Source organism: Cypionkella sp. (assembly GCF_028290025.1).
Lineage (GTDB): Bacteria > Pseudomonadota > Alphaproteobacteria > Rhodobacterales > Rhodobacteraceae > Cypionkella.
The window spans coordinates 14,871-37,692 of record NZ_JAQGKQ010000099.1 but is presented as its reverse complement, the minus strand read 5'-3'; the positions used below and the strand labels follow the sequence as shown (position 1 = coordinate 37,692).

Below are 22,822 nucleotides of genomic sequence, written 5' to 3'. Positions count from 1 at the left end.
CCGCCTTAAAAACTGGCGCTATTCGTTCAAGGGTTGCAGGCTTTGAACCTTCATTTTCGGCTGCACAAGGCTGAGGCCCGCGAGCATCACGACGGCTGCGGCCCAGACCCACGGGCTAAAACGCTCACCCAGCAGAAGCATCGCCCAGATCACACCGGATGCAGTGACGATGTAGCTCGATTGCGAGGCGAACACCGCTCCGGCTTTGGAGGCCAGCCAGACGAAGGCGGAATATAGCAGCGCGTGTAACGACGACGACGCAATCAACGCCCATTCGGCTTTTCCGGGCGGCAGCGGCATCGGGAAGAAGTGACCGAGCGCCAGCATGATCGGCGTGCAAAGGATCAAGCCAACCAATGACGCGCCAAACATCGCCTGCAAAGCGTCCATCCCGGCGGTACCGGTTTTGGCAACATAGGTGCTTTCCATCGCGTAAAACAACGGGCCGATCATCGCGATGGGCAGGAAAGCCGCCATCGCGGGGTCTGGCAGGCTGGCGTTTGGCAGAGCGATCAACAAAACTCCGGCCAGACCAAGACCAAGGCCCGCGAGACGACGGGGTGAGAAGTTGTCCATCCCCAACGCCATCGCCATCGGAAAGGCCAGCAGCGGCACCATCGAAATCAGGATCGACATGATGCCGGACGGTAGGCGCGCGACCGAGATATAGAAGGTCGCGTTGGGCACCAGAGTGCCGAGAATCGCCACGACAACATAGAACCGCAGGGCTTCGGGGCGGCGCGACAGGCGTTTGCCGCGCAGCAAAGTCAGCGTGCCGAGCACTAGGGTGCAGACGGTCAACTGCCAGAAGATCAACCCGAACGGTTTGTGCCCGGTGGAGGCCGCGATCTTGCCTAAGGGCTGCGTCATGCCCCAGCCAAGGCCGAGGCAAAGCAAGATCAGCAGCAAATGCCAGCGTTTCGGTGTGCTTTGCGCGGTGGTATGCGAGAGCGGTGCGGTGGTCATGGGGAAGATTGCTCCAACACGCCGCCATTGCGGATCATCTTGATTTTCAGAGATTTACCGGTGCGATCATCGGTTTCAACATAAACGCCCGACAAAGTGGCCGGACCTTCGGCGGGAGTAAACCGCGCGCTCGACATGCCGGTGATAAAGCGACGCAAAGGCTCCAGCTTTTCCATGCCGATGACGGAATTATAATCGCCACACATGCCAGCATCACTCAGATAAGCCGTGCCGCCCGCCAAAATCTGCGCGTCTCCGGTCGGCACATGGGTGTGGGTGCCGACAACCAGCGAAGCCTGCCCGTCGCACCAATGCCCCATCGCCATCTTCTCGGACGTAGCCTCAGCATGGACATCAACCACCGCAGCTTGCACCGCTGCCCCCAGACGGTGCGTTTTCAGGATGGTTTCCACTGCGCTGAAGGGATCATCAAACGGACGCTTCATAAACACTTGGCCCAGCACCTGAGTCACCAAAACCTTGCGGCCTTGAGTGGCGTCAAAAATCTTCACACCGCGACCGGGGGCTACCTTGGAAAAGTTCAGTGGTCGGATAATGCGCGGTTCTTGTTCGATGAATTGCAGCATGTCCTTTTGGTCGAAGGCATGGTCGCCCAAGGTCAGACAATCCGCACCAGCCGCCAGCAACACCTTGGCATGTTCCGCGGTCAGACCCGCTCCCTGCGACGCGTTCTCGCCATTGACCACGACGAAATCGAGACCCCAATCGCGGCGCAGGCTCGGCAAGCGATCCACAATCGCCGCGCGCCCTGCCCGCCCCATTACATCGCCTAAAAACAGTATTTTCATGCAGATCGGCTTAGGGCTTGGCGCAGGCGGCGGCAAGCCTATCCGCGACATTGCGGCGGCGGTGGAAGCCTCCGGCGGGGATATTTATGAGCAGATGAAATTGCAAAGACCGGACTGTGGGGTTTTCTTTGGCGCGGCGGCGCTTAGGTTAGCGGGATGGAATTACCCGCCGCCTTGTTGGACTGGTTTGCCGCCCAAGGCTGGGGCCTGCATCCGCATCAGGTGGCGATGCTGGGGCGGGCGGATCAGCCGTCCACGCTGCTGATCGCGCCCACCGGGGGAGGCAAGACCCTCGCGGGCTTTCTGCCGAGCTTGGCAGAACTCGCAGACGGTGCGCACAAGGGCCTGCACACTCTGTATATATCACCTCTAAAGGCGCTGACGGCCGATATCCGGCGCAATTTGCGGCGTCCGGTTGAGGGCGCGAACCTGCCGATCCGCATAGAGGATCGCACCGGCGACACCACCTACACCCAGCGACGCCGCCAACGCGCCGATCCGCCGCATATCTTGCTGACGACGCCGGAAAGCCTCGCGCTGCTGCTGACCTACGAGGATGCGCCGCGGATTTTCGCTGGGCTATCCCGGGTGATTGTCGATGAAATTCATGCGCTTGCCGAAAGCAAACGCGGCGATCAGTTGATGCTGCAACTGGCGCGGCTGGAGACACTGTCGCCGGGTCTGCGCCGGGTGGGGCTGTCGGCTACGGTGGAAGACCCTCCGGCGCTGGCGGCTTTTCTGGGCGCGGATACGGTGATCATGCAAGCCGATCCCGGCCCTGACCCGGACATTTCCATGCTGGTCACCCCAGCGCCGCCGCCTTGGTCAGGGGGCGGTGCTGGCTATGCGATACCGGCAATTTTAGATCAGGTCCGCCAACATAAAACCACACTGATCTTTCACAACACCCGCGCTCAGGCCGAGATTTTCTTCTACAATCTTTGGCTGCTGAACACCGATGATCTGCCGATTGGCATCCACCACGGCAGCCTCGCGCGCGAACAGCGTGACCGGGTTGAGGCTGCGATGGTGGCGGGTCAGTTGCGCGCGATTGTTTGCACCGGCTCGCTTGATCTCGGCATCGACTGGGGCGACGTCGATCTGGTTATTCAGGTCGGCGCACCCAAAAACGTCAAGCGCCTCGTGCAGCGGATTGGCCGCGCCAACCACCGCTATAACGCGCCGTCAAAGGCGCTGCTGGTGCCCGCCAATCGCTTTGAAGTGGTCGAATGTCAGGCGGCCCTGCAAGCCGTCGTCGCACATCAGCTCGACGGAGAGCCGCGTGGGCCGGGGCCGCTGGATGTGCTCTGCCAGCATATCCTCGCGACCGCCTGCGCCGCCCCGTTCGATGCCGATGCGCTTTATGCCGAGGTGATCACCGCTGGCCCCTATGCCGGACTTTCGCGGCAAAATTTCGACGATTGCTTGGAGTTTGTCGCCACCGGCGGCTATGCCCTGCGTGCCTATGACAAATGGCAGCGGCTGATGATCAGGGCCGGCAAATGGTCGCTGCGCGATCCGCGCGCGGCGGTGGTGATCCGGCAAAACCTCGGCACCATTATTGACACCGAAACCCTGAAAGTGCGGCTGAAGGGTCGGAGCGGTGGCACTCCATTGGGTGAGGTTGAGGAGGCTTTTGCGAGCACGCTCACCCCCGGCGATACCTTTCTGATCGGCGGCCAAGTGGTGCGCTACGATGCCTTGCGCGAAATGACGGTGGAGGTTACGCGGCAGCCAGGGCGTGACCCTCGGGTGGCGGTGTATGGCGGCACGAAATTTGCCACGTCTACCCAACTGTCCGAGCGGATTTTGCAGATTTTCCAGCAACCGGACTGGCCCAACCTGCCCTATCATACCGCCGAATGGCTGGCCTTGCAGCGAGATGTATCGCGCCTACCACAGCCGGGGCGGCTGTTGGTGGAGACGTTCCCGTATGAGCGGCGAGAGCATCTGGTTTTGTATGGCTTTGCGGGCCGCAACGCGCAACAAACCCTCGGCCTGCTGCTGACCAAGCGGATGGAGGATCAGGGCCTTGCGCCGCTGGGCTTCGTTGCAACCGACTATGCCACCCTGACTTGGGGGCTGGAGCCCGCGTGCGACCCCGCAGCACTGCTGGATCGAACCACCTTGCGGCACGATCTGGAAACATGGCTTGGCGGCAATGCGGTGATGAAACGCACCTTTCGCAACGTGGCAATTGTGGCGGGGCTGATCGAGCGCAGCCATCAGGGCCGGCGCAAATCGGGTCGGCAGGCGACGTTTTCCTCCGACATTCTATATGACACGTTGCGCAAATATGACCCAGACCATCTGATGTTGCAGATCACCCGCGACGAGGCGATGCGCGGGCTAATCGATTTTGGCAGGCTGGATACGATGCTGGAACGCATTGGCGACCGCATTGACCATATCCAGCTGGAACGCCCCTCCCCCTTGGCGGTGCCGCTGTTTTTGGAAATGGGGCGGGTTCCGGTCGAAGGGGCGGCGCGCGAGCGGTTGGCAGCGGATGCAGCGGCGCAGCTGATGCGGGATGCCGGGCTGGCTTGAAACCACGGCCACTTCGGGGGGCTTCGAGCCCCCGCTCAGCGGCGTTGCCACGGAATAAGGCGTGGTCTTGTCAAGCCTGCAACGCTCTGGCAAAGCTGCCGCGATGTATCGTTTCACCCTTGCCTCCGCCGATCTGATTGCCCTCGCCTCAGGGGCGTTGTTCTGGCCTGCCGAGAAATTATTGGTAGTGTCAGACCTGCATTTCGGCAAATCCGAACGCCTCGCCCGACGCGGTGGCGCGCTACTGCCACCGTTTGAAACCCGCGATACCCTGCAACGGCTGGACGATGATCTGGAGTCCACCGGCGCGCGGCGGGTGATCTGCCTTGGCGACAGTTTTGACGATCTCCACGCAGCCGACGCGATGGAAGCTGGCGATCAGCTCTGGTTGACCCGACTTATAGCAGGGCGGGATTGGGTGTGGATAGAGGGCAACCACGATGCCGGACCATTCGCGTTGGGAGGCAGTCATCTCGCCGACATGCAACTGGGGCCGCTGGCGTTTCGCCATATCGCCAGCGGGGATACGCCTGAGATTTCAGGGCATTACCACCCAAAGCTGCGGCTGGCAGGGCGTGCGCGGCGGTGCTTTCTGCTCGACGCCACGCGGGTGATCATGCCAGCCTATGGCAGCTATACCGGCGGGCTGTGGACATATGACGCGGCGCTAACCAACCTGATGCAGCCACAGGCTTTGGCTGTGGCGATTGGCAAGACCGCGCTGGCGCTGCCGATGCCCCGGACAATGCCGCAGCTATAGCAGGCCGCGCTCGACCAGCTTTTGCTGATGAACCTTCGACACCGGTAGTCTGGTGCCATTGCTTAATGTGACAAACACTTTGCTACCGTCACGCTCCGCCGCACGGACCGCGTCCCACGCCACCCAATGCGAGCGATGGATTTGCGCGCCTTCGACCGGATCAGTTTCCGCGATGGCATCGCTTAGCCGCATCAGAAGGCCAGCCACGCCGTTGCTGGTCTGCACATCGACATAATGATTACGCACCGAAACCGCCAACAGATCGCCACGCGCATAAGCCTCTATCCGCTGTAGCAAACGCGGGTGGCGCGGCACTTCGGGCTCGGCTTCGGGCTCGGCTTCTAGCAATGCTTCTGGCTCGGGCGTGGGTGCGGCTGTCGGTTGCGGCAACGCTCCGGGCGGAAATGATTCCCAATAAGACTGCGGTGCGACCGCGCGACGCAATGAAGACATTCCCAAGGAAAGCGAGAACACCAGCAACAGCAACTCGCCCATGTCGGGAACCGTCACGGCATTATTATCAGAAATGTACCGCATGAATTGATCGAGGATGGGCGCAATGATCAAGGCTGCCACGACCGCATTCAGCGTGCAGGCCCATCGAAAACTCCACGGTCGCAATATGCTGAACACCAGCGTACGGATCACCGCAGCCAGCATCAGCGTCGCCAACATTATTGGCGTAAACGTCAGCAATCGCTGCACAAAGCCAAAGGCAGCATAGGTGCCAAACGGGCCAGTCACAGCCACGAACAAAATCAGACAAGCCCAAAATGAGAGGGCAACGCCTGATGTTACTTCAACCTTAAATCTTTTCGAAAACGCCGACATTGTTCCTCGGGCGCGCTACTGGTTACTCACATTTGCTTACCGAGAGGTTTACGCAGAGGCAATCGGGGGATTGTCGCAAGCGGTCGCCAATGACTTTTTAGCAACGCTTAGGCCGTCAAACCCTCAGGCTCGGGCAGACCGTTGGCGCGGCAGCAGGCCGTAAGCGCGTTGGCAAGCAGGCAAGCGATCGTCATCGGCCCTACGCCACCGGGCACCGGAGTGATCGCGCCTGCAACTTCGACCGCAGATGCATAATGCACGTCGCCGACCAGCTTGTTTTTGCCGTCGCGCTCGATGCGGTTGATACCAACGTCGATCACCGTGGCACCCGGTTTGACGAAATCTCCGGTGATCATCTCGGGGCGACCAACGGCTGCGACAAGAATATCGGCACCACGACAGACCGCCGCCAGATCCTTGGTGCGGCTATGTGCGATCGTCACCGTGCAGCTGTCGCCAAGCAACAGCTGCGCCATCGGTTTGCCGACGATGCTACTACGCCCCACCACCACCGCATTCAGCCCCGCCAAACTGCCGTGATGGTCGCGCAGCATCATCAGGCAACCAAGCGGCGTGCAGGGCACCATGCTTTTCTGACCCGTGCCAAGCAGGCCAACATTGGAAATGTGAAAGCCGTCCACGTCTTTGGTCGGGTCGATGGTGTTGATAATCAGCTCGGAATTCAGGTGAGCAGGCAACGGCAACTGCACGAGGATAGCGTTAACTTTCGGATCGCTGTTGAGCGATTTAACCAGCGCCAGCAGATCAGGCTCAGACGTATCCACAGGCAGGCGATGTTCGAAAGATGCCATTCCAACCTCAACGGTTGAGGCATGTTTGTTGCGCACGTAAACCTGCGACGCCGGGTCTTCCCCCACCAAAACCACCGCCAACCCCGGCTGAATGCCATGATCCGCTTTCAGCTTGGTAACATGCGCCTGCACTTGCGCGCGCACCTTGGCCGCGAAAACTTTGCCGTCGATCACAGTAGCGGTCATATTCGTCTCCTAGTTCGCGGCCGCGAAGGCGCTGCGATAATGGTCCATTTGCATCCGCGTCGCCAGCACGGCGTTCTTCATCAATGTGGCCACCGTCACCGGCCCCACACCGCCGGGCACCGGAGTGATCCAGCCCGCAACCTTAGAGCAGCTTTCAAAATCGGCATCGCCCACGGTCTTACCGTCAACCCGGTTAATCCCAATGTCGATCAAAGCCGAGCCGGGTTTCAGCATAGCACCTGTCACCAGCCCCGGCTTGCCCACCGCCACAAACACCGCATCCGCGGCACGGCTATGCACCGCAACTTGCCGGGTCAGATGGTGGCACACCGTCACCGTCGCACCAAGGCTCATCATTAGGAAAGCAATCGGTTTGCCGACGATTTCACTGTGGCCAATGACGCAAACGTCCAAGCCCTCCAGCTTCAGGGGCAGAGTTTTCAAAATCTCCACCGCAGCCACAGCCGTGCAAGGCCCGAGTGCCAGATCGTTGTAAACGATATTGCCGATGCTCGCCGGATGCATCCCCTCAACATCCTTCAACGGATGCACCGCCTTTTGCAGCGCCTTCACCGGGATATGGGCAGGCAAAGGCCGCTGGATGATGATGCCATTGACCCGAGGATCAGCGTTCAGCCCCGCAAGAACCCCGGTAAGCTGCTCTAAACTAATGCTTTCAGGATAATTCCGCGCCTCAAACCCGACGCCCGCCTCACTGGCTTGCCGCTGCTGGTTGCGCACATATATCTCTGCCGCAGCCACATCGCCGACCGAGATCGACACCAGTTTCGGCGCCCAACCACTTTCGGTCAACGCCCGCGCATCGCGCAAAGTCTCGCCCCGCATCCGCGCCGCGATGGCTTTTCCGTCAATCAGCGTCGCCGTCATATCGCCCTTTCAGGGGCTGTCCGGCCCCAGAACCTGTTCCTCTCGGGCGATGGACCACTCCATCAACCGCCGCCAGAGGTCTTCCGTCAACGCAGGATCCAGCCCTTCGAGCAATGCCCGCGCCCGCACCCGATCCACCACCTGCTCTATGCGATCATCAATCCGGGCGGGCAGCAGTTCTATCTGTTTCAACTCAATCGCGCGGTCGATGTAACCCGCCCGCAGCGCCAGTTTTTCCACGATTTCCGCATCCAGCAGATCAATCTGCACGCGGAGTTCCTGCATGGTTTGGCAATCAGCCGGGGCTTTCATCGCGCTCTCCTTTGGGCTGACACGGAGTTAATTCCGATGCAGCCCAAAGGCAAGGTGACGTAGCGGTTTGCGTTTTTCTTGACACCGAATTCGCCCATAGATCGGGCGAATTCGGGGGTTTTATCTTAAACCAAACGCAATCCGCTTTGCCCCAGCCATTTTCGCGGCGGTTTAGAACAGCCCTTCGACGTTGCCATCCGCGTTCAGGCGGATCACTTCGGCAGAAGGCACTTTCGGCAGACCCGGCATGGTCATGATCTCACCGCAGATTGCGACCACGAAACCAGCGCCAGCCGACAGCCGCACTTCGCGAACCGGCACAGTGTGGCCAGTCGGAGCCCCCCGCACGGTCGGATCGGTGGTGAAGCTGTATTGAGTTTTTGCCACACAGATCGGCAGATGGCCGTAGCCCGCAGCCTCCCAAACCCGCAACTGATCGCGGATCGACTTGTCAGCGATCACCGCATCAGCATGGTAAATCCGCTTTGCGATGGTTTCCAGCTTTTGGAACAATGGCATGTCGTCAGGATACAGCGGAGCGAAGTTCGCGGCACCAGACTCGGCCATTTGCACGACTTTATGCGCCAGTTCTTCGATGCCTTCCGACCCCAAAGCCCAATGTTTACACAAGATCGCCTCTGCGCCCTGCTCGGCCACGTAAGCTTTAACCGCTGCAATCTCGGCATCGGTATCGCTGAAGAAGTGGTTGATCGCGACCACAACTGGTACGCCGAAACCTTTGACGTTACCGATGTGACGGCCCAAATTCGGGCAGCCCTTTTTCACCGCATCAACGTTTTCCGCACCCAAGTCAGCCTTAGCCACGCCGCCGTTCATCTTCATCGCGCGCACAGTGGCGACGATCACAGCAGCCGATGGCTTCAAACCAGCCTTGCGGCACTTGATGTCGAAGAATTTCTCAGCGCCCAAGTCAGCACCGAAGCCAGCTTCCGTCACCACGTACTCGCCGAGTTTCAGCGCAGTTTTGGTGGCGATAACCGAGTTACAGCCATGCGCGATGTTGGCAAACGGGCCGCCATGCACGAAGGCCGGGTTGTTTTCCAGCGTTTGCACGATATTCGGCTGCATCGCGTCTTTCAGCAGCACGGTCATAGCGCCGTCAGCCTTGATATCGCGGGCATAGATCGGAGTTTTCGCGCGGGTATAGGCCACAACGATATCGCCGAGACGCTTTTCCAGATCTTCCAAGTCATTGGAAAGGCACAAGATCGCCATGACTTCCGAAGCCACGGTGATATCAAAACCGGTCTGACGCGGGAAGCCGTTCGACACGCCACCCAAGTTTACCACGATATCGCGCAAAGCCCGGTCGTTCATGTCCATCACGCGACGCCAAACGATACGGCGCGCGTCAATCTCAAGGCTGTTGCCCCAGTAGATGTGGTTGTCGATCATCGCCGACAGCAGGTTGTGGGCAGAAGTGATGGCGTGGAAGTCGCCGGTGAAATGCAGGTTCATTTCTTCCATCGGCACGACTTGAGAATAACCGCCGCCCGCAGCGCCACCCTTCATACCAAAGTTAGGGCCCAGCGAGGCTTCCCGGATACAAACCACTGCCTTTTTGCCGATACGGTTCAGGCCATCGCCCAAACCAACCGTCGTCGTGGTTTTGCCTTCGCCAGCAGGCGTCGGGTTGATCGCGGTCACAAGGATCAGCTTGCCATCCGGGCGACCCGCAAGCGATTTGATGAACTCTTGGCTCACCTTGGCTTTGTCATGGCCGTAGGGCAGCAGATGCTCCGCCGGAATGCCAAGTTTCGCACCAATCTCCATGATCGGCTTTTTCTTGGCTTCGCGTGCAATCTCGATGTCGGTTTTGAAGGCCATTATTATCTCCAAGGGGTGCGGACTATCCCGTTGGCGACGTGATAGCGGAGAAAACTGCAATTCAAACGCGCTTTTCCGACTTCTTCCCATGCAAAATCGCCGTGAATGGTTTCCGATCGGAAAGACCGGAACGGATCAGGGTAATATTCCGCGCTGGCTCAGATTCCACGCGCCATGCCCGGCGGCTGTGCCATGCGCCCTTCGCCTCGAAACGCTTGAGCGAACGCGCATTTTTTGCGTAATTACAAACGCAGTTTTAACGTGACAATTTTTGCAGCGACCCTTCCACCGCCCAATTTTCATAGGGGCTTTCCAATATCGGCAAGACCGGACACTGCCGAGTGCCACGCGCAGCGGCGGGCACGCGCAGGGCGATATGATCGGCGGCTTTGCCGATGTCTCGTCGATACCGAGAACGGCACCATTGCGGGCAGCTGTAACGCCAAGATTTTCAGTACCGTGGCTTGTCGGTGGCGCAGGCTCGGATCAGTTGCGCGGAGGGTCTGGCTGGATCATTTCGCGTTTTTCACCGCCTCGGACTGCACCGCTTCGGCTGCTGGCCGCGATCTAAACTACGGTTTCAGCCGCGCCGAAGCCGACCATATCAAGCTGACCGCCATCGACGCCAATCCGTTGCTGGCGCAGAATAAAAGCTTCGTCTGGTGGCGGTCTGCGGCCTTTAACGGCGCGCATGGCGCGGTGTGGGCGATCAATTCAGGAGCTAACACGTTGGTACAAGCCGATCTGAATGGTGACAAGACCGTCGATTTCAGCCCCACGGTGATCGGCGTCAACGACATGATCGCCAACGATTTCCTGCGGTAGCCGCCCTTACAAACTGAGCGTGCCGCGCGCCTGATGAAACTGCGCCCAGACCGGCTGGTCTGGGATAAACAGCCGCATCTTCGCCCCCAACCGCAGCACGCCCTCTGCCTCAACCCAAGCGGTCAACCCGCGCAGGCCAACGGCGGCGCGTTTGAAGCTTTTGCCATAGCCCGGATGGTTGTTCTCAATCGGCCGCGCGGGCAGCGTGCAGGGGCGGTTTTCCATATCGACCACCAAGGTAGCACCACCCTCGGCTTGCAGACGGCTGGACGGCGGCAGATGGCTGAAATCCGGGATGCCTTCGATCACCAGACTGGTGCCCAGCAGCGCCGGGTCAAGCTGCGCGAGCTTCATATTTGCCGCGATCTGCGCCAAATCCTCGGCCGACATCACCGCAAACTGCCGGGTGTTGCGGATGATCAGGTTGCGCTTGTATAGCCCCGCCACCCGGCTACAAGCGGGTCGGTTGACCCCGCCATGCGCCTCGCCTTGCGGCCCATCGAAGCCCGCGAAAATCTCGTTCAGCGCCGCACTTTCCAGTGCCGCATCGCGGTCAGCAACGCGGCCCAGCCAGGTGATCGTGCCGATAAAGTCGGTGGCAATAAGTGCTGGCATCTCAGACCTTTAATGTGAAAAATACCCGCTTAAATGGAAAAAGCACCGCGCCATCCGGTTGCAACGGATAAGCAGCAGACAGCGTCGTGTCATAAGCCGCACAGAATGCCGCAAGCTCTGCCGCGTTCAGCTTTTCGGCAATCGGGCGCATCGCGGTGGCTTGGGTGAAAGCCCGCACCGGATGCATAGCCGTGTCGGGCTCCAGCCGCTGCACATATTCGGTCTCCCACGCCTCTACCGTGCCCAATGGCGACAGCATCGCGTGACACTCCTCGGCCTTTGCGCAGGGCGAGGTTTCATGCGAAAAATCAAAACGGTCACTAAACATAGACCCTGCGAGATCGCGCAGAAAACGATGCGACGGCGCTTTGAATTGCCGTGGCATCTGCACCGCCAGCATACCACCCGGCGCAAGATACCCCGCGAGTTTCGGCATCAGCGCCGCATGATCCGGCAGCCATTGCAGTGCGGCGTTTGAAAATATCAGCGCTGGCGGCTCAGCAGGCCACCATTCAGCAATATCGCGGACCTCAACGCTGCGATAAATCCCCAACGCGCCAGCCTTTGCCAGCATGGCTTGCGAGTTATCCACTCCGCGCAATGCCCGATCCGCAAACCGAGCCGCCAAAGCCCCTGCCACCGCGCCATCGCCGCAACCAAGGTCAACCACTTCACCATCCGGCAAATCACCCACCTGCGCCAGCAAATCCAGCGCTGGCCGCAAACGCAAACCCCGAAACCTTGCGTAGGTCTCGGGGTTCCAGTCATTTTTATCGTTTGCGCTCACGCAGAAGGCTCCATCGGGGCCTGCGGAGGCTCAACCAGTTTTGGCTTACGCGGCCGGGTTTTCGGGATCGCGATCACCCCACTGCCGCCGCTTGGCCCATCGCCCATGCCATCATCGACAGCACTCGGCAACTCGCCCGCGACCACCTTGCGGATTTCTTCACCCGTCAAGGTTTCATACTCCAGCAAACCCTTGGCCAGCCGCTCAAAGCCCTCGGCCTGCTCGGTCAAGATACGGTGCGCGGTCTCATAACCCTCGTCGATCAGGTGCTTCACTTCCTTTTCGATCAGGATTTTCGTCTCTGCTGACACCGAAAGCCCGGCGGTTTTGCCCTGATAGCCTTCATGCGCTTCGGCGTAGTCGATGTTGCCAACCGCATCCGACATGCCCCAGCGCATCACCATCGCGCGCGCCAGACCCGAGGCTTGCTGAATATCGCCCGACGGCCCGTTAGAAACCGAGGCATCGCCCCATTTCAAAATCTCGGCAGCTTTACCCGCCATCGTCATCGCGATCTTCTGCTTGCACTCATCCTTGTGCCAATTCAGGCGATCAATCTCGGGCAAGCTGACAACCATACCTAATGCGCCACCGCGTGGGATGATCGTCGCCTTATAAACCGGGTCACATTTTGGCAAAGCCATGCCGACAATCGCATGGCCCGCTTCATGGTAAGCGGTGTGCTCTTTTTGCTCATCCGTCAGCACCATAGAGCGGCGCTCGGCCCCCATCATCACCTTGTCTTTGGCAGATTCAAAGTCAGACATTGTGACAAAACGGCGGCCGACACGCGCAGCCAACAGCGCTGCTTCGTTCACCAGGTTTGCCAGATCGGCACCCGAAAAACCCGGGGTGCCACGCGCGATAACCCGCAAGTCAACATCCGGGCCCGATGGCACTTTACGGGCATGCACCGACAGGATTTTCTCACGGCCTTTGATATCGGGGTTCGGCACGTGGATGGTGCGGTCAAACCGACCGGGGCGCAGCAAAGCCGGGTCGAGCACATCTTTGCGGTTGGTGGCCGCAACGATGATCACGCCCTCATTGGCGTCAAAACCGTCCATCTCAACCAGCAACTGGTTCAAGGTTTGCTCACGTTCATCATTGCCACCGCCGACGCCAACACCCCGGGCGCGGCCCACGGCGTCAATCTCGTCAATAAACACGATGCAAGGAGCGTTTTTCTTAGCTTGCTCAAACATATCGCGGACACGGCTTGCACCAACACCAACGAACATCTCAACAAAATCTGAACCGGAAATTGAAAAGAACGGCACGCCAGCCTCACCAGCAATCGCACGCGCGAGCAAAGTTTTACCGGTGCCGGGAGGTCCAACCAACAAGGCACCCTTCGGAATCTTGCCACCAAGACGCGAGAATTTCTGCGGATTGCGCAGGAACTCCACAATCTCTTCCAGCTCCTCTTTCGCCTCATCAATGCCCGCCACGTCGTCAAACGTCACGCGGCCCTGCTTTTCGGTCAACAATTTAGCCCGCGATTTGCCGAAGCCCATCGCACCGCCTTTGCCGCCGCCCTGCATCCGGTTCATGAAGAAAATCCACACGCCGATAAGCACGATGAACGGCAACCAAACCGACATCAGCGACAGAATACCGGATTGTTGCTGGCTTTGCGCTTCAACCACAACGCCTTTGGCGAGCAGCCGATCGGTCAGCATCGGATCGCTTGGCGCGATGGTGGCGTAAGAGGTGCCATCCTTGGCCTTCACGACCACGCTTTCGCCGTCCAGCTTGACCGAGGCGACATCGCCGGACTCAACCCGCTGAATGAACTCAGAATATGGCACATTGCGCGACGCCGAGGTGCCTGCGCCGCCGTTAAACATTTGGAAAAGGGCAAGGATCAACAGAAAGAGGACGACCCAGAATGCGATGTTTCGTGCGTTACCCACGACGTCTCCGTTTGATTGGCCGGGCGGCCCGTTTGGGGCCAGTATTGGCGATTGTTGTTAAGATAGAGATAACGCGCGCGGGTTCAATGCGATAAGACAAATGATCCGAAGCTGGGGCTGCAAATCGCGCACCAATCATTAGGAAATCCGGCAAGGGGTGCGGCAATAAGCGTCTGGCCCTGCCAAATCGCAGGCGTGACCAACAACGCATCCCGGGCATGTCCGGTCGCGCGCCAGTCTTTGCAGGAGCGCAAACCCTCAGCCCCAAGCGCGCGGATGGTCAGGTTTGGGGCATGGGGGCCGGTCAGTTGCCAGCGGTTGTCCCACGGTTGCGTGGTCGGCGACTCCAATGCATCCACCGCCCTCGCCTCACGCAAAACCCAGATCGCATCGCCCTTAACCCGAAACCGCACACCACCGAGCGTCGCGTCTTTTTGCACAGCAAGCGCCCGTTGCACCGCCCTCAGCCCAGCTTCTCGCGGCGGATAACTGACGCCCGAAATCCACTGCAGCGCGGCGATCAGCAGACGGCGCTGCATTTCCGTGGGCAGTCGCAGAAATTCTTCGCGCGGAAGGCTCAAACTGCCCGCCTCAGTCTGCGTGACCATTCGCGCCGCATCGACAAACTGCCGCAGCAAAGCCAAGCGCGCGGATTCGAGATTATCGCTCACCGTCGCCAGTGTCGTCGCGGTGATGCCTAAGTTCGCCAGCACGGCCAGAGCGTTGCGGGCTTTGACGCGGGTATAATGGGCGTTGTCATTGCTGGGATCATCGACCCATGTGATCGCTTGGCGCACCAGATAAGCCCGCAGATCGGCACGTGGAACGCTCAACAAAGGCCGCGCAAAGGTCACGCCGCCCTGCTGCCAACTGCCGCGCATCCCCGACAGCCCATCGATCCCCGCTTGCCGCGCCAAACCGATCAGAAAAGTCTCCGCCTGATCATCCGCAGTGTGACCCACCGCGACATGGCTAAGCTCGCGCGCCTGCGCCCAGTCCGTCGCCAATCGGTATCGGGCTTGCCGAGCAAGGTTCATCAGGTTGCCAGTATTGTCTTCACGCTGCCAAACGCTGGTCTGGTGCGCAATCCCAAGCCCTGCACAAACTCGCGCGACCATTTCAGCCTCTGCCGCAGCCTCGGTGCGCAACCCGTGATCAATGGTGATTGCTTCCACCAGCCAGCCGCGCAATTCTCCGGCCCTATGCACCAAATGCAGCAGCGCCATCGAATCGCCGCCACCCGACACCATCACGCCAATACGCGCGGTGTCCGGAAAACTATGCGCCGCCAATTCAAGCAGTTGCGCGTCAGGATCAGGCGAAGCTAAGTCGCCTACTGGCACCCCAGTCCCTGCATCGACACCTGCGCATTGGTCGCGTGAACCGTGCCCGGAAAGCGATTGCCGACCTCGGCCAAGGTCACGCAGGCATCGGGCGTCTGCCCCAAAGTGCCCAACGCTTGACCCAGTTTCAACAGCGACTCCGCCGCAAACGGCCCATCCGGCTTGCCGGAAAACGCTTCAAGATATGCCCGCGCGGCGTTGGGGGTGTCGTTCAGTTTCGACAAAGCCTCGCCACGGTCGAAATTGGCCTCCTCGCTTAACGGGCTGCCAGGATAGGATTGGGTAAAGGCCGCAAAGAGGTCCGCGGCGGTGCGAAAGTCACCTTGACCGAGCACCCCCTTGGCCCGGTCAAAATCGTTCTTTTCACCCATTGCCAATTCCGGCGCATCGCTGCCCGTATCCGTCGCGACCGGAGCACTCGCAACCGGAGCACTCGGAGCAGCCCCAGCACTATCGCCACCCAACACCGGAGTTTCCGGGATGTTCGAGGGATCACAGCCCTCGGTCTGCTCGCACAGACGAAACTCAATATCGCCGATCCGGTTGGTGCCATCACTGATCACCCGGTTCAGCTTGAGCTCGATTTCCTCGGCCTTCGCGGTCACCCGCGTCAGTTCCGCCTCCATCGCGTCCATCCGCTGCAAAGCATCACCGCCGCCAGCCCCGTTAGAGGCCGCACCCGATTGCACCAGTTCGGCCTTCAAGCTATTGAACTGGGCCGACAATTGGCCCAGTTCCGCCTTCAAATCCGCAAGGGTCTGCGCCTTGTCCTGCGCAAGCGCGGGCAAGGGCAGTAACACCAAACATAAAGCCAGCCAACGCATCAGATCGGGCTCCCGCTGCAACTCAAGCTTCGTTTCACATCAAACCTCGCAGATTAAGCGCCGGTGCCCATCGACAACACCGTCACAGCGCGGCGGTTCTTCGAATAGCACGCCTCGTCCGAGCACACTTCAATCGGACGCTCTTTACCATAAGAAATCGTCCGCATCCGGCCTGCCGACACGCCTTGGCTGATCAGATAATCCTGCACCGAGGCCGCACGACGCGCGCCGAGTGCAAGGTTATATTCGCGGGTGCCCTGCTCATCGGCATGGCCCTCGATAATGATGGCGTAATCGCCGTTGGTCGCAAGCCAAGACGCCTGCCCCGCCAACACGCCACGCGCTTCCGCCGTCAACGTCGATTGATCCACCGGGAACAACACCCGGTCGCCAACCGACTGATTGAAATACGCAATCGAGCGCGGATTGCTTGGATCACCAAGACCGTTGGTGTCTATGGCCGTGCCGACACCAGTGTTGGCGCCGTTGGCAGCATTGCCGTTTTTATAGCGGTCGGGGTTGTTACAGGCGGCCAAACCTAGCGCGGCAACGATCAATAGGGCTTTCGGAAGCAGGGTCATTTGCGGGCAATCCTTTTCTTATGGGCTCGAATTTGGCCCGTTATATCAGCTTTGCGTCGCGATGGGAATCTGCCCCGCGCGCGTAGACGCGCAAAGTTTCAAACCAGCACGCTAAGACGTGCAAACTTTGAAACCCACCGCGACGCTCTAATTCACGGCAGCATCGGTGACCATGACGGGTCTGATGCCGGCCCATCGGTCGGGATGGTTTTCAGGTTACGCCCAGACACATCGACCGACATCAGCCCCGCCTGACCGCCAGCGCCAGCGCCTTCACGGGTGAACATGATCACCCGGCCATTCGGTGCCCAAGTCGGGCCTTCATCGAGGAACGACGCCGTCAACAAGCGTTCTTCGGTGCCATCGGTCAACATCGCGCCGATATGGAAACGGCCCTCGTTTTGCTTGGTAAACGCGATCATATCGCCGCGCGGGCTCCACACCGGGGTCGAATAACGCCCCTTGCCGTTGGAAATCCGCTCACCCTCGCCGCCACCTGCGCCCATCATGTAAATCTGCTGGGTGCCGGAACGGTCGCTCTCAAACACGATCTTCGACCCATCCGGGCTAAAGCTGGGAGAGGTTTCAATCGACGGCGCATTGGTCAACTGCGTCATTGAACCCGAGCCGATATCCATCGAATAAATGTCGCTGTTGCCGCCTTTTTCTAAGGAAAATACCACGGTATTGCCATCCGGGCTAAAGCGCGGCGCAAACGTCATCGTGCCGGGAACCTCACCCAAGTTGCGGGTCTTCAAGCTGCCAACGTCCATCAAATAGATCGCCGGAAAACCCGAGGCATAAGAGGTGAACAGGATACGGTCGCCGGAAGGCGAGAACCGCGGCGCCAGCACGATGCTGCTGCTGTCGGTCAGATATTTCACATTCGCGCCGTCATAATCCATCACGCCAAGCCGCTTCTGGCGCTGGTTCTTCGGACCACTTTCCGAGACATAAACCACCCGGCTGTCGAAATATGGCCCCTCGCCGGTAATGCGGGAGTAAACCGCATCCGCCACCTTATGCGCCATCCGCCGCCAGCTGCCCGGAGTGCCCGCAAATTGAAGACCCTCGCCTTGCGGCTGGCCTGTGGTCACGTCAAACAGGCGGAACTTCACCACAATCCGGTCGCCGCCCGCTTGCACAGCGCCGGTGATCAGGGCTTGGGTGTTGATCGCCTGCCAATCAGGATATGAAATCGGCGCATCAAACGAGGTGACGCGGCTGATATAGGCATCCTTCGGCGTCTCAATGAACAAACCGGTTCCGGCCAAATCCGCCGCAACAACCCGCGCGATATCAGCGGCCAGCCCATTCGCGCCACCTTCGTCAATGAAGTCGGGCACCGCAAACGGCATCGGCTCAATCACACCCTCGGTAAACGGTGGCAGCGTCAGCTCGGCTTGGGCAGGTGCGGCGATGAAGCCAGACAGCCCGAACATTAGGGCAGCGGTCAGCAATTTGGTTGGGGTCATCTTGGCCTCGTTTTTCAAGGGCGACTTATATGGCCTGCTCTGGCCTTGCGACTTTAAGGGATCACAATGGCCCGCGCAGGGGAAAGATTTCAAACTCATCTCATCCTCATCCCATTGGGATCAAAGGTCATGTTCAACACGTTCCATTCGCCATATTTGGCCGGGTCAAGTTTGGACTTTTTAGCGCAACGGGTAACGGCCGATCTCGCCGCCGCAAACGCACTTTGCGCCGCAGCTTCCGAGCCGCCCTCAAAGCCCGTCATTGTGATACTTGACGGCGTGCCATCTTCGCGCATCTCGGCGCGGACCGTGATTGTGGTGTTTAGGGCTTCGGTAGAAAGCGCACCCACGTTCCAACATTTGTTGATCGCAACGTGCAGCCCTTCGATCTCGCCCCGCGTCATTGGTGGGCCTTCGGGAATATCGGTCTGCCCGCCATCCTCCGCCGGAGCATCACTCGCCGCATCCGCCAAAGCCGCGTCAATCGCCGCTTGATCAGCCGCCTCTTGCGCAGCGGCCTCAGCCTTAGCTTCCTTAGCCGCCTTCGCATCGGCCTTCGCCTGTGCCACCTCAGCCGCCTTGGCATCCTTCTCAGCCTGCGCATCCAACGCCACTTGCGGGTCTTCCACAGGCGTCTCCACCGCCGGCTTATCCGGCCGGGTTTGCGGACGACGGCTAGAGGTTGGCGCGAGATCGGGCTGATCAGATGGCTCTGCCTCTGGAATGATTGCAGTAGCACTATCCTCCGGCGCTGCGGCGGGCTTTTCTTCCTCCACCACAGGCTGATCGGATGGCTCATCCGTCACTTCCGGCGTCGCCACATCCGCCACTTCCGGAGTTTTCTCTGGGCTCACCACCGGAGTATCCGTGATCCGCGTCGCAGGCCGGGGCTTTGGCTTCACGGTAATCACAGGCACCGGCACCGGCTGTTCTTCCTCGGCAATCGGTGCCACCACAGGCGGCGCTTCGATGGGCTGCGGATCAGCAGCGACCGGAATATCTGGTGAGGGCTGCACAGGTGCCGCAGTTTCTACCGGAGCAGGTTCTACCGGAGCAGGTTCCGCCACAGCCACTTCAGGCTCTACCGGCGCAGGCGCTTCAACCTGCGGCTCCGGGGGTTTCGCCGCAGGCTTCACCTCGGGCTTATCCGCTGGCGGCTTCTCAGTCTTCGCCGCCGCATCCTGCATCGCCTTCAAATCGGACTCCGACACCATCGACACCGTCACCGCATCCGGCGGCGGCAGTTCGCGCGCCGCAAACAGCCAGTCCCCGAGGACAATCCAGGTCAACACAATCGCATGGCCGATACCGGATATGATCTGGCTCTTGTCCATCGCCGTCTAGTTGCCGTCCATGCTCGGCCCACCGGTATCGGTAACCAGACCAATGTTGTTAAACCCGCCCGCCGACAGCGCCCCCATCACCTCCGCCACGCGGGTGTAAGGCAGTGCCCCATCGGCCCGCAGGAAAATCTTGTTATCGGCACGCTGCGACGCAATCGCCTTCAGCTTCGGGATCAAATCCGCCTCCGCCACTTCCGAGGTCTGGATCATCACCAAACCCTCCGCCGTCAAGGAAACCGTCAACGGCTCCTCTTGTTCCGTCGGCAAACTTGTCGCCGCCGTCTTCGGCAACTCGAGCGGAATCCCAACCGTCAGCATCGGCGCTGTCACCATGAAGATGATCAGCAGCACCAGCATCACGTCCACGAAAGGCGTGATGTTGATATCAGCCATCGCAGCCGACGTCCCACGCCTACGCCCCCGCCGCCCGCCGCCACCGGATTTCTTTGCAACCCCCGCGCCCATATCAGGCGTCCAACTGGCGCGACAGAATGGTGGCAAACTCATCGGCAAAGGCTTCATAGCCGCTGATGATATGCTCACTATCTGCATTGAGTTTGTTATAAAAAATAACCGCTGGAATAGCCGCGATCAGACCGATACCTGTCGCCATCAAAGCCTCGGCAATACCGGGGGCCACCGTGGCAAGGTCGGTGTTCTTCGTCGCCGCAATCTGGGTAAACGAGTGCATAATCCCGTAAACCGTGCCGAACAAACCGATGAACGGAGCAGTCGCCCCAACCGTCGCCAAGAACGACAACCCTTTGTTCAACGCCTCAGACTCGCGCGCAATCGCCACGTCCATCGCCCGATCAATCCGCGCCTGCGCGCCCGCGATCAAACCGCCATCCTGCCTATGCGAGCGTCGCCACTCCAACATACCGGATGCGAAAATCTTCTCTGACGGCCCCTGCGGATCGCCACCGATCTTCTCAAACAAACCGTCCAGCGGCTCACCTGACCAGAACTCCCGGTCAAACACCGTCGCCTCGCCGCGCGATTTGCGGAACAAGATGTGTTTTTGCACGATGATCGACCATGACCAGAAGGACATTGCCATCAACAGGATCATCACGAGTTTAACCGTGAAAGTGGCACGAATAAATAGCGCCAAGACAGAGAAATCAATCTCTTGCGCCACGCCGATGGCTTCAGTGTTCATTACGCCTGCTCTTGTTATCGGGGCTCTTTGGCCGCCTATTGCGCTATTTCTAACAAGAATTGAACCCGATTGCCAACACAATGGCGCGATCAAAGCAACAAACCGCCCCGAAAGCGGTAACGCGTGAGCGATCGCCCAAATTTGACGCGCGGATTTAAGCCCGCGCCGACAACACCTTAGCGCGGATTTCCGGTGGAATGCGCGATGCAAGCCCGGTGTCGCTTAGACATACAAGTGTAACCAAAGCGACGAATAGCCGCTCTTGCGCAAGCTGATCTGACCCCAGTTCATCTAACCTGCGCAAAACTTCCTGCCGCAACTCAATCCGCGCGCCCGTCACGGCAAGACACTCCGTCACCACTTGCAACTCATCGTCGAACCGCGCCGGGCGCAGATAGTCCGCCGCCACCCGGCGCACCGCAAAAACCAATCCCTTCTCGGCTTTCAACCGCGTCTGATCGACACCCAGACTGCGCACCCATTCGCTGCGACCGCGCTCGATGAACTTCAGGTAATTGGCGTAATAGACGATGCCAGCAAGGTCGGTATCCTCATAATACACCCGCAAATCAAAGCTGTGCATGATCGCCCCCTAACCGTAAAATCTCGGCGGCTTCCGCCACAATCGCCGCGCGACCCTGCGGCGTCAAAACATAAATCCCAATCGCCACCCGCTCAAACCAGCCATAGTGATCCGCCCGCATCAGTGCGGCCGCCCGCCCAACACCCGCAGCCCTAGCCACCTCAGACGCTTTCATCGGGCCACCCGCTAGCACCGCCAAACACCGCAGAGCATCCTGCCGATACGCCGTCACCCGCTTGATCCCGGTGGTGCCGCCCAAATTCGGATCGCCCACCCGCCGCTCAAACTCCCGCAGCAACCGCCCCGCCCGCAGGGTATTCTTGCGCGGAGAATACGGCCCCGGGTCCAAATGCGCCTCCACCTGCCCCGGTTTTACGGCCAGCAAGCCCAGCCCCAAGCGCCGACACAAAGCCACAATATCCTTATAACGCAGCTTCCAGCCTTTTTCCGTCACCGGAACCGCCAGATACACATCGTCAAACAACGCCTGCCGCGCCACACCCTGCATCACCAAAGCGAGGCTAAACGACAGCTTCATTTCCACCACGACAGCAGGCTCGTCTCCGCGCCGCGCCAGAATATCACACGCGCCGATTTCGGCCTTCACCACATAACCTTGGCGCTCAAGATAAGCCTTCAGATCAGGGTAAAGATCGGCCTCTTTCACAGCCGCGCCGCGAGCCGAAACGCGTGAGAAGCATCGCGCGCCACAACCGGCATATGCCGCGCATAGCCCGCCCGGATCAGCCCCGCCACATCAGGCCGCAAGATCACCGTCCCATCAATCAAAGCCAACGGCGAGACCTCGGCAAACGCGCGGTCTGACCACAGCAAAATCACCTGCGCCGCCTGCGCCAAAGCCAAATCCTCGGCCGCAATCGCTTCAAGATGCGCGTCCATCCGCAAAAACACAAAAGCCGCCCTTATCGCGCCATCGGGGTCAAACCGGAAAAACCGATACTGGTTCGCGCACGCCTTCTCGAGCCGTTCGCACAGCGGCAAAAGGTCCGGCACCAGCCGCTCAAGATTAGGAACCTGCGGTAACTCTGCCCAATCACGGAAGAAAAAAACCATCAGGTTCGCGCCAAGCTCCGGGTCATGCTCCGCCATCTTGTGATTGGCCAAGGTCACAACCGCCTCAATCGCCCCTTTAACCACCCGCAAAGTTGCATCTTCGACGCCAAAAACCACCGGCACAATCGGCCGTCCCCAGCGCGCAAACAGATAGCTGCCGTCCGACCGAGTGAAAAACGTCTGAACCTGTTCCGGCGTCATGCGGGCCTCCCATCTTACGCCCCTCCGATAGCGCGGCTGCAGCTTGTGCTCAATCCTGAACGGCTGATCAGGCTGAAAGCTGCGTCTCCGACGGGGATATTCAAGCAGAGAGGATGACCCAAGAGCCTACTTCT

At 59.7% G+C, this 22,822-nt stretch carries 23 protein-coding genes; 3 read left to right on the top strand and 20 right to left on the bottom strand.

The window, feature by feature from the left end; all coding sequences use genetic code 11:
- Nucleotides 1-18 precede the first annotated feature (18 nt).
- Both JWS10_RS18070 and JWS10_RS18065 read right to left on the bottom strand, forming a co-directional pair.
- Complete coding sequence (locus JWS10_RS18070) at nucleotides 19-966, bottom strand: DMT family transporter (RefSeq protein WP_299509190.1); 948 nt, start codon at nucleotides 964-966, stop codon at nucleotides 19-21.
- Nucleotides 963-1,775, bottom strand: coding sequence for a TIGR00282 family metallophosphoesterase (locus tag JWS10_RS18065; RefSeq protein WP_299509189.1), 813 nt, complete (start codon nucleotides 1,773-1,775; stop codon nucleotides 963-965). Before JWS10_RS18065 ends, JWS10_RS18070 begins: the two co-directional genes overlap by 4 nt.
- A gap of 156 nt (nucleotides 1,776-1,931) precedes the next feature.
- Here JWS10_RS18065 and JWS10_RS18060 point away from each other — a divergent pair, with 156 nt between their 5' ends.
- Both JWS10_RS18060 and pdeM read left to right on the top strand, forming a co-directional pair.
- Entirely contained in the window at nucleotides 1,932-4,322 is a 2,391-nt protein-coding gene (locus tag JWS10_RS18060) for a ligase-associated DNA damage response DEXH box helicase (RefSeq protein WP_299509188.1), read from the top strand.
- Nucleotides 4,323-4,425: 103 nt separating this feature from the next.
- On the top strand, nucleotides 4,426-5,082 hold the full coding sequence (pdeM, locus tag JWS10_RS18055) for a ligase-associated DNA damage response endonuclease PdeM (protein ID WP_299509210.1): 657 nt from the start codon (nucleotides 4,426-4,428) through the stop codon (nucleotides 5,080-5,082).
- On the opposite strand, the gene JWS10_RS18050 is transcribed toward pdeM, so the two are convergent.
- From JWS10_RS18050 to JWS10_RS18030, 5 genes are all read right to left on the bottom strand, one after another.
- Complete coding sequence (locus JWS10_RS18050; protein ID WP_299509187.1) at nucleotides 5,077-5,913, bottom strand: LytTR family DNA-binding domain-containing protein; 837 nt, start codon at nucleotides 5,911-5,913, stop codon at nucleotides 5,077-5,079. The two genes, pdeM and JWS10_RS18050, sit on opposite strands and share 6 nt — an antisense overlap.
- A 107-nt stretch (nucleotides 5,914-6,020) precedes the next feature.
- On the bottom strand, nucleotides 6,021-6,911 hold the full coding sequence (folD, locus tag JWS10_RS18045; protein WP_299509186.1) for a bifunctional methylenetetrahydrofolate dehydrogenase/methenyltetrahydrofolate cyclohydrolase FolD: 891 nt from the start codon (nucleotides 6,909-6,911) through the stop codon (nucleotides 6,021-6,023).
- A 9-nt stretch (nucleotides 6,912-6,920) separates the two neighbouring features.
- Nucleotides 6,921-7,799, bottom strand: coding sequence for a bifunctional 5,10-methylenetetrahydrofolate dehydrogenase/5,10-methenyltetrahydrofolate cyclohydrolase (locus tag JWS10_RS18040; protein ID WP_299509185.1), 879 nt, complete (start codon nucleotides 7,797-7,799; stop codon nucleotides 6,921-6,923).
- Nucleotides 7,800-7,808: 9 nt separating this feature from the next.
- Complete coding sequence (locus JWS10_RS18035) at nucleotides 7,809-8,111, bottom strand: chorismate mutase (RefSeq protein ID WP_299481261.1); 303 nt, start codon at nucleotides 8,109-8,111, stop codon at nucleotides 7,809-7,811.
- 171 nt (nucleotides 8,112-8,282) lie between these two features.
- The gene (locus JWS10_RS18030) at nucleotides 8,283-9,959 is read right to left on the bottom strand and encodes a formate--tetrahydrofolate ligase (RefSeq protein WP_299509184.1); all 1,677 of its coding nucleotides are present in this window, start codon (nucleotides 9,957-9,959) and stop codon (nucleotides 8,283-8,285) included.
- A gap of 459 nt (nucleotides 9,960-10,418) precedes the next feature.
- Between JWS10_RS18030 and JWS10_RS18025 the strand changes: the two genes are divergently transcribed.
- A complete protein-coding gene (locus tag JWS10_RS18025) occupies nucleotides 10,419-10,784 on the top strand; it encodes a hypothetical protein (RefSeq protein ID WP_299509183.1) in 366 nt (121 codons plus the stop codon).
- A gap of 6 nt (nucleotides 10,785-10,790) precedes the next feature.
- Here JWS10_RS18025 and JWS10_RS18020 read toward each other — a convergent pair whose 3' ends face one another.
- The 13 genes from JWS10_RS18020 to JWS10_RS17960 all read right to left on the bottom strand — a co-directional run bounded on the left by JWS10_RS18020 (nucleotide 10,791) and on the right by JWS10_RS17960 (nucleotide 22,688).
- Nucleotides 10,791-11,399 (bottom strand): sulfurase, encoded by a 609-nt coding sequence (locus JWS10_RS18020; protein ID WP_299509182.1) that lies wholly within the window; start codon nucleotides 11,397-11,399, stop codon nucleotides 10,791-10,793.
- Between the two features lies 1 nt (nucleotide 11,400).
- Nucleotides 11,401-12,186, bottom strand: coding sequence for a methyltransferase domain-containing protein (locus JWS10_RS18015; protein ID WP_299509181.1), 786 nt, complete (start codon nucleotides 12,184-12,186; stop codon nucleotides 11,401-11,403).
- The gene (gene ftsH / locus JWS10_RS18010) at nucleotides 12,183-14,102 is read right to left on the bottom strand and encodes an ATP-dependent zinc metalloprotease FtsH (RefSeq protein ID WP_299509180.1); all 1,920 of its coding nucleotides are present in this window, start codon (nucleotides 14,100-14,102) and stop codon (nucleotides 12,183-12,185) included. Before ftsH ends, JWS10_RS18015 begins: the two co-directional genes overlap by 4 nt.
- 83 nt (nucleotides 14,103-14,185) lie before the next feature.
- Nucleotides 14,186-15,445, bottom strand: coding sequence for a tRNA lysidine(34) synthetase TilS (gene tilS / locus JWS10_RS18005; protein WP_299509179.1), 1,260 nt, complete (start codon nucleotides 15,443-15,445; stop codon nucleotides 14,186-14,188).
- Nucleotides 15,436-16,269: a tol-pal system protein YbgF gene (gene ybgF, locus JWS10_RS18000; protein ID WP_299509178.1), complete on the bottom strand. Its 834-nt coding sequence runs from the start codon at nucleotides 16,267-16,269 to the stop codon at nucleotides 15,436-15,438. The genes tilS and ybgF overlap by 10 nt, the downstream gene beginning before the upstream one ends.
- A 53-nt stretch (nucleotides 16,270-16,322) precedes the next feature.
- Nucleotides 16,323-16,850 carry a peptidoglycan-associated lipoprotein Pal gene (gene pal / locus JWS10_RS17995; RefSeq protein ID WP_299509177.1) on the bottom strand — a complete coding sequence of 176 codons (528 nt, stop codon included), beginning with the start codon at nucleotides 16,848-16,850 and terminating at the stop codon, nucleotides 16,323-16,325.
- Between the two features lie 152 nt (nucleotides 16,851-17,002).
- Nucleotides 17,003-18,325, bottom strand: a complete 1,323-nt coding sequence (gene tolB / locus JWS10_RS17990) for a Tol-Pal system beta propeller repeat protein TolB (protein ID WP_299481234.1) — start codon at nucleotides 18,323-18,325, stop codon at nucleotides 17,003-17,005.
- 95 nt (nucleotides 18,326-18,420) lie between these two features.
- Entirely contained in the window at nucleotides 18,421-19,614 is a 1,194-nt protein-coding gene (locus JWS10_RS17985; RefSeq protein ID WP_299509176.1) for a cell envelope biogenesis protein TolA, read from the bottom strand.
- A 51-nt stretch (nucleotides 19,615-19,665) separates the two neighbouring features.
- Nucleotides 19,666-20,133: a protein TolR gene (tolR, locus tag JWS10_RS17980; protein ID WP_299481228.1), complete on the bottom strand. Its 468-nt coding sequence runs from the start codon at nucleotides 20,131-20,133 to the stop codon at nucleotides 19,666-19,668.
- A 1-nt stretch (nucleotide 20,134) separates the two neighbouring features.
- A complete protein-coding gene (tolQ, locus tag JWS10_RS17975; RefSeq protein WP_299481225.1) occupies nucleotides 20,135-20,830 on the bottom strand; it encodes a protein TolQ in 696 nt (231 codons plus the stop codon).
- Between the two features lie 154 nt (nucleotides 20,831-20,984).
- Complete coding sequence (gene ybgC / locus JWS10_RS17970; protein WP_299509209.1) at nucleotides 20,985-21,416, bottom strand: tol-pal system-associated acyl-CoA thioesterase; 432 nt, start codon at nucleotides 21,414-21,416, stop codon at nucleotides 20,985-20,987.
- Nucleotides 21,400-22,080, bottom strand: a complete 681-nt coding sequence (locus JWS10_RS17965) for a DUF2161 family putative PD-(D/E)XK-type phosphodiesterase (RefSeq protein WP_299509175.1) — start codon at nucleotides 22,078-22,080, stop codon at nucleotides 21,400-21,402. Before JWS10_RS17965 ends, ybgC begins: the two co-directional genes overlap by 17 nt.
- Entirely contained in the window at nucleotides 22,077-22,688 is a 612-nt protein-coding gene (locus JWS10_RS17960; RefSeq protein WP_299509174.1) for a hypothetical protein, read from the bottom strand. The genes JWS10_RS17965 and JWS10_RS17960 overlap by 4 nt, the downstream gene beginning before the upstream one ends.
- Between the last annotated feature and the right edge of the window lie 134 nt (nucleotides 22,689-22,822).

Excerpts from the sequence above, each read along its gene's own strand:
- JWS10_RS18070 (WP_299509190.1), bottom strand. The coding sequence starts at position 966 with ATGACCACCGCACCGCTCTCGCATACCACCGCGCAAAGCACACCGAAA.
- JWS10_RS18065 (WP_299509189.1), bottom strand. The coding sequence starts at position 1,775 with ATGAAAATACTGTTTTTAGGCGATGTAATGGGGCGGGCAGGGCGCGCG.
- JWS10_RS18060 (WP_299509188.1), top strand. The coding sequence starts at position 1,932 with ATGGAATTACCCGCCGCCTTGTTGGACTGGTTTGCCGCCCAAGGCTGG.
- pdeM (WP_299509210.1), top strand. The coding sequence starts at position 4,426 with ATGTATCGTTTCACCCTTGCCTCCGCCGATCTGATTGCCCTCGCCTCA.
- JWS10_RS18050 (WP_299509187.1), bottom strand. The coding sequence starts at position 5,913 with ATGTCGGCGTTTTCGAAAAGATTTAAGGTTGAAGTAACATCAGGCGTT.
- folD (WP_299509186.1), bottom strand. The coding sequence starts at position 6,911 with ATGACCGCTACTGTGATCGACGGCAAAGTTTTCGCGGCCAAGGTGCGC.
- JWS10_RS18040 (WP_299509185.1), bottom strand. The coding sequence starts at position 7,799 with ATGACGGCGACGCTGATTGACGGAAAAGCCATCGCGGCGCGGATGCGG.
- JWS10_RS18035 (WP_299481261.1), bottom strand. The coding sequence starts at position 8,111 with ATGAAAGCCCCGGCTGATTGCCAAACCATGCAGGAACTCCGCGTGCAG.
- JWS10_RS18030 (WP_299509184.1), bottom strand. The coding sequence starts at position 9,959 with ATGGCCTTCAAAACCGACATCGAGATTGCACGCGAAGCCAAGAAAAAG.
- JWS10_RS18020 (WP_299509182.1), bottom strand. The coding sequence starts at position 11,399 with ATGCCAGCACTTATTGCCACCGACTTTATCGGCACGATCACCTGGCTG.
- ybgF (WP_299509178.1), bottom strand. The coding sequence starts at position 16,269 with ATGCGTTGGCTGGCTTTATGTTTGGTGTTACTGCCCTTGCCCGCGCTT.
- pal (WP_299509177.1), bottom strand. The coding sequence starts at position 16,850 with ATGACCCTGCTTCCGAAAGCCCTATTGATCGTTGCCGCGCTAGGTTTG.
- tolB (WP_299481234.1), bottom strand. The coding sequence starts at position 18,325 with ATGACCCCAACCAAATTGCTGACCGCTGCCCTAATGTTCGGGCTGTCT.
- tolR (WP_299481228.1), bottom strand. The coding sequence starts at position 20,133 with ATGGGCGCGGGGGTTGCAAAGAAATCCGGTGGCGGCGGGCGGCGGGGG.
- tolQ (WP_299481225.1), bottom strand. The coding sequence starts at position 20,830 with ATGAACACTGAAGCCATCGGCGTGGCGCAAGAGATTGATTTCTCTGTC.
- JWS10_RS17960 (WP_299509174.1), bottom strand. The coding sequence starts at position 22,688 with ATGACGCCGGAACAGGTTCAGACGTTTTTCACTCGGTCGGACGGCAGC.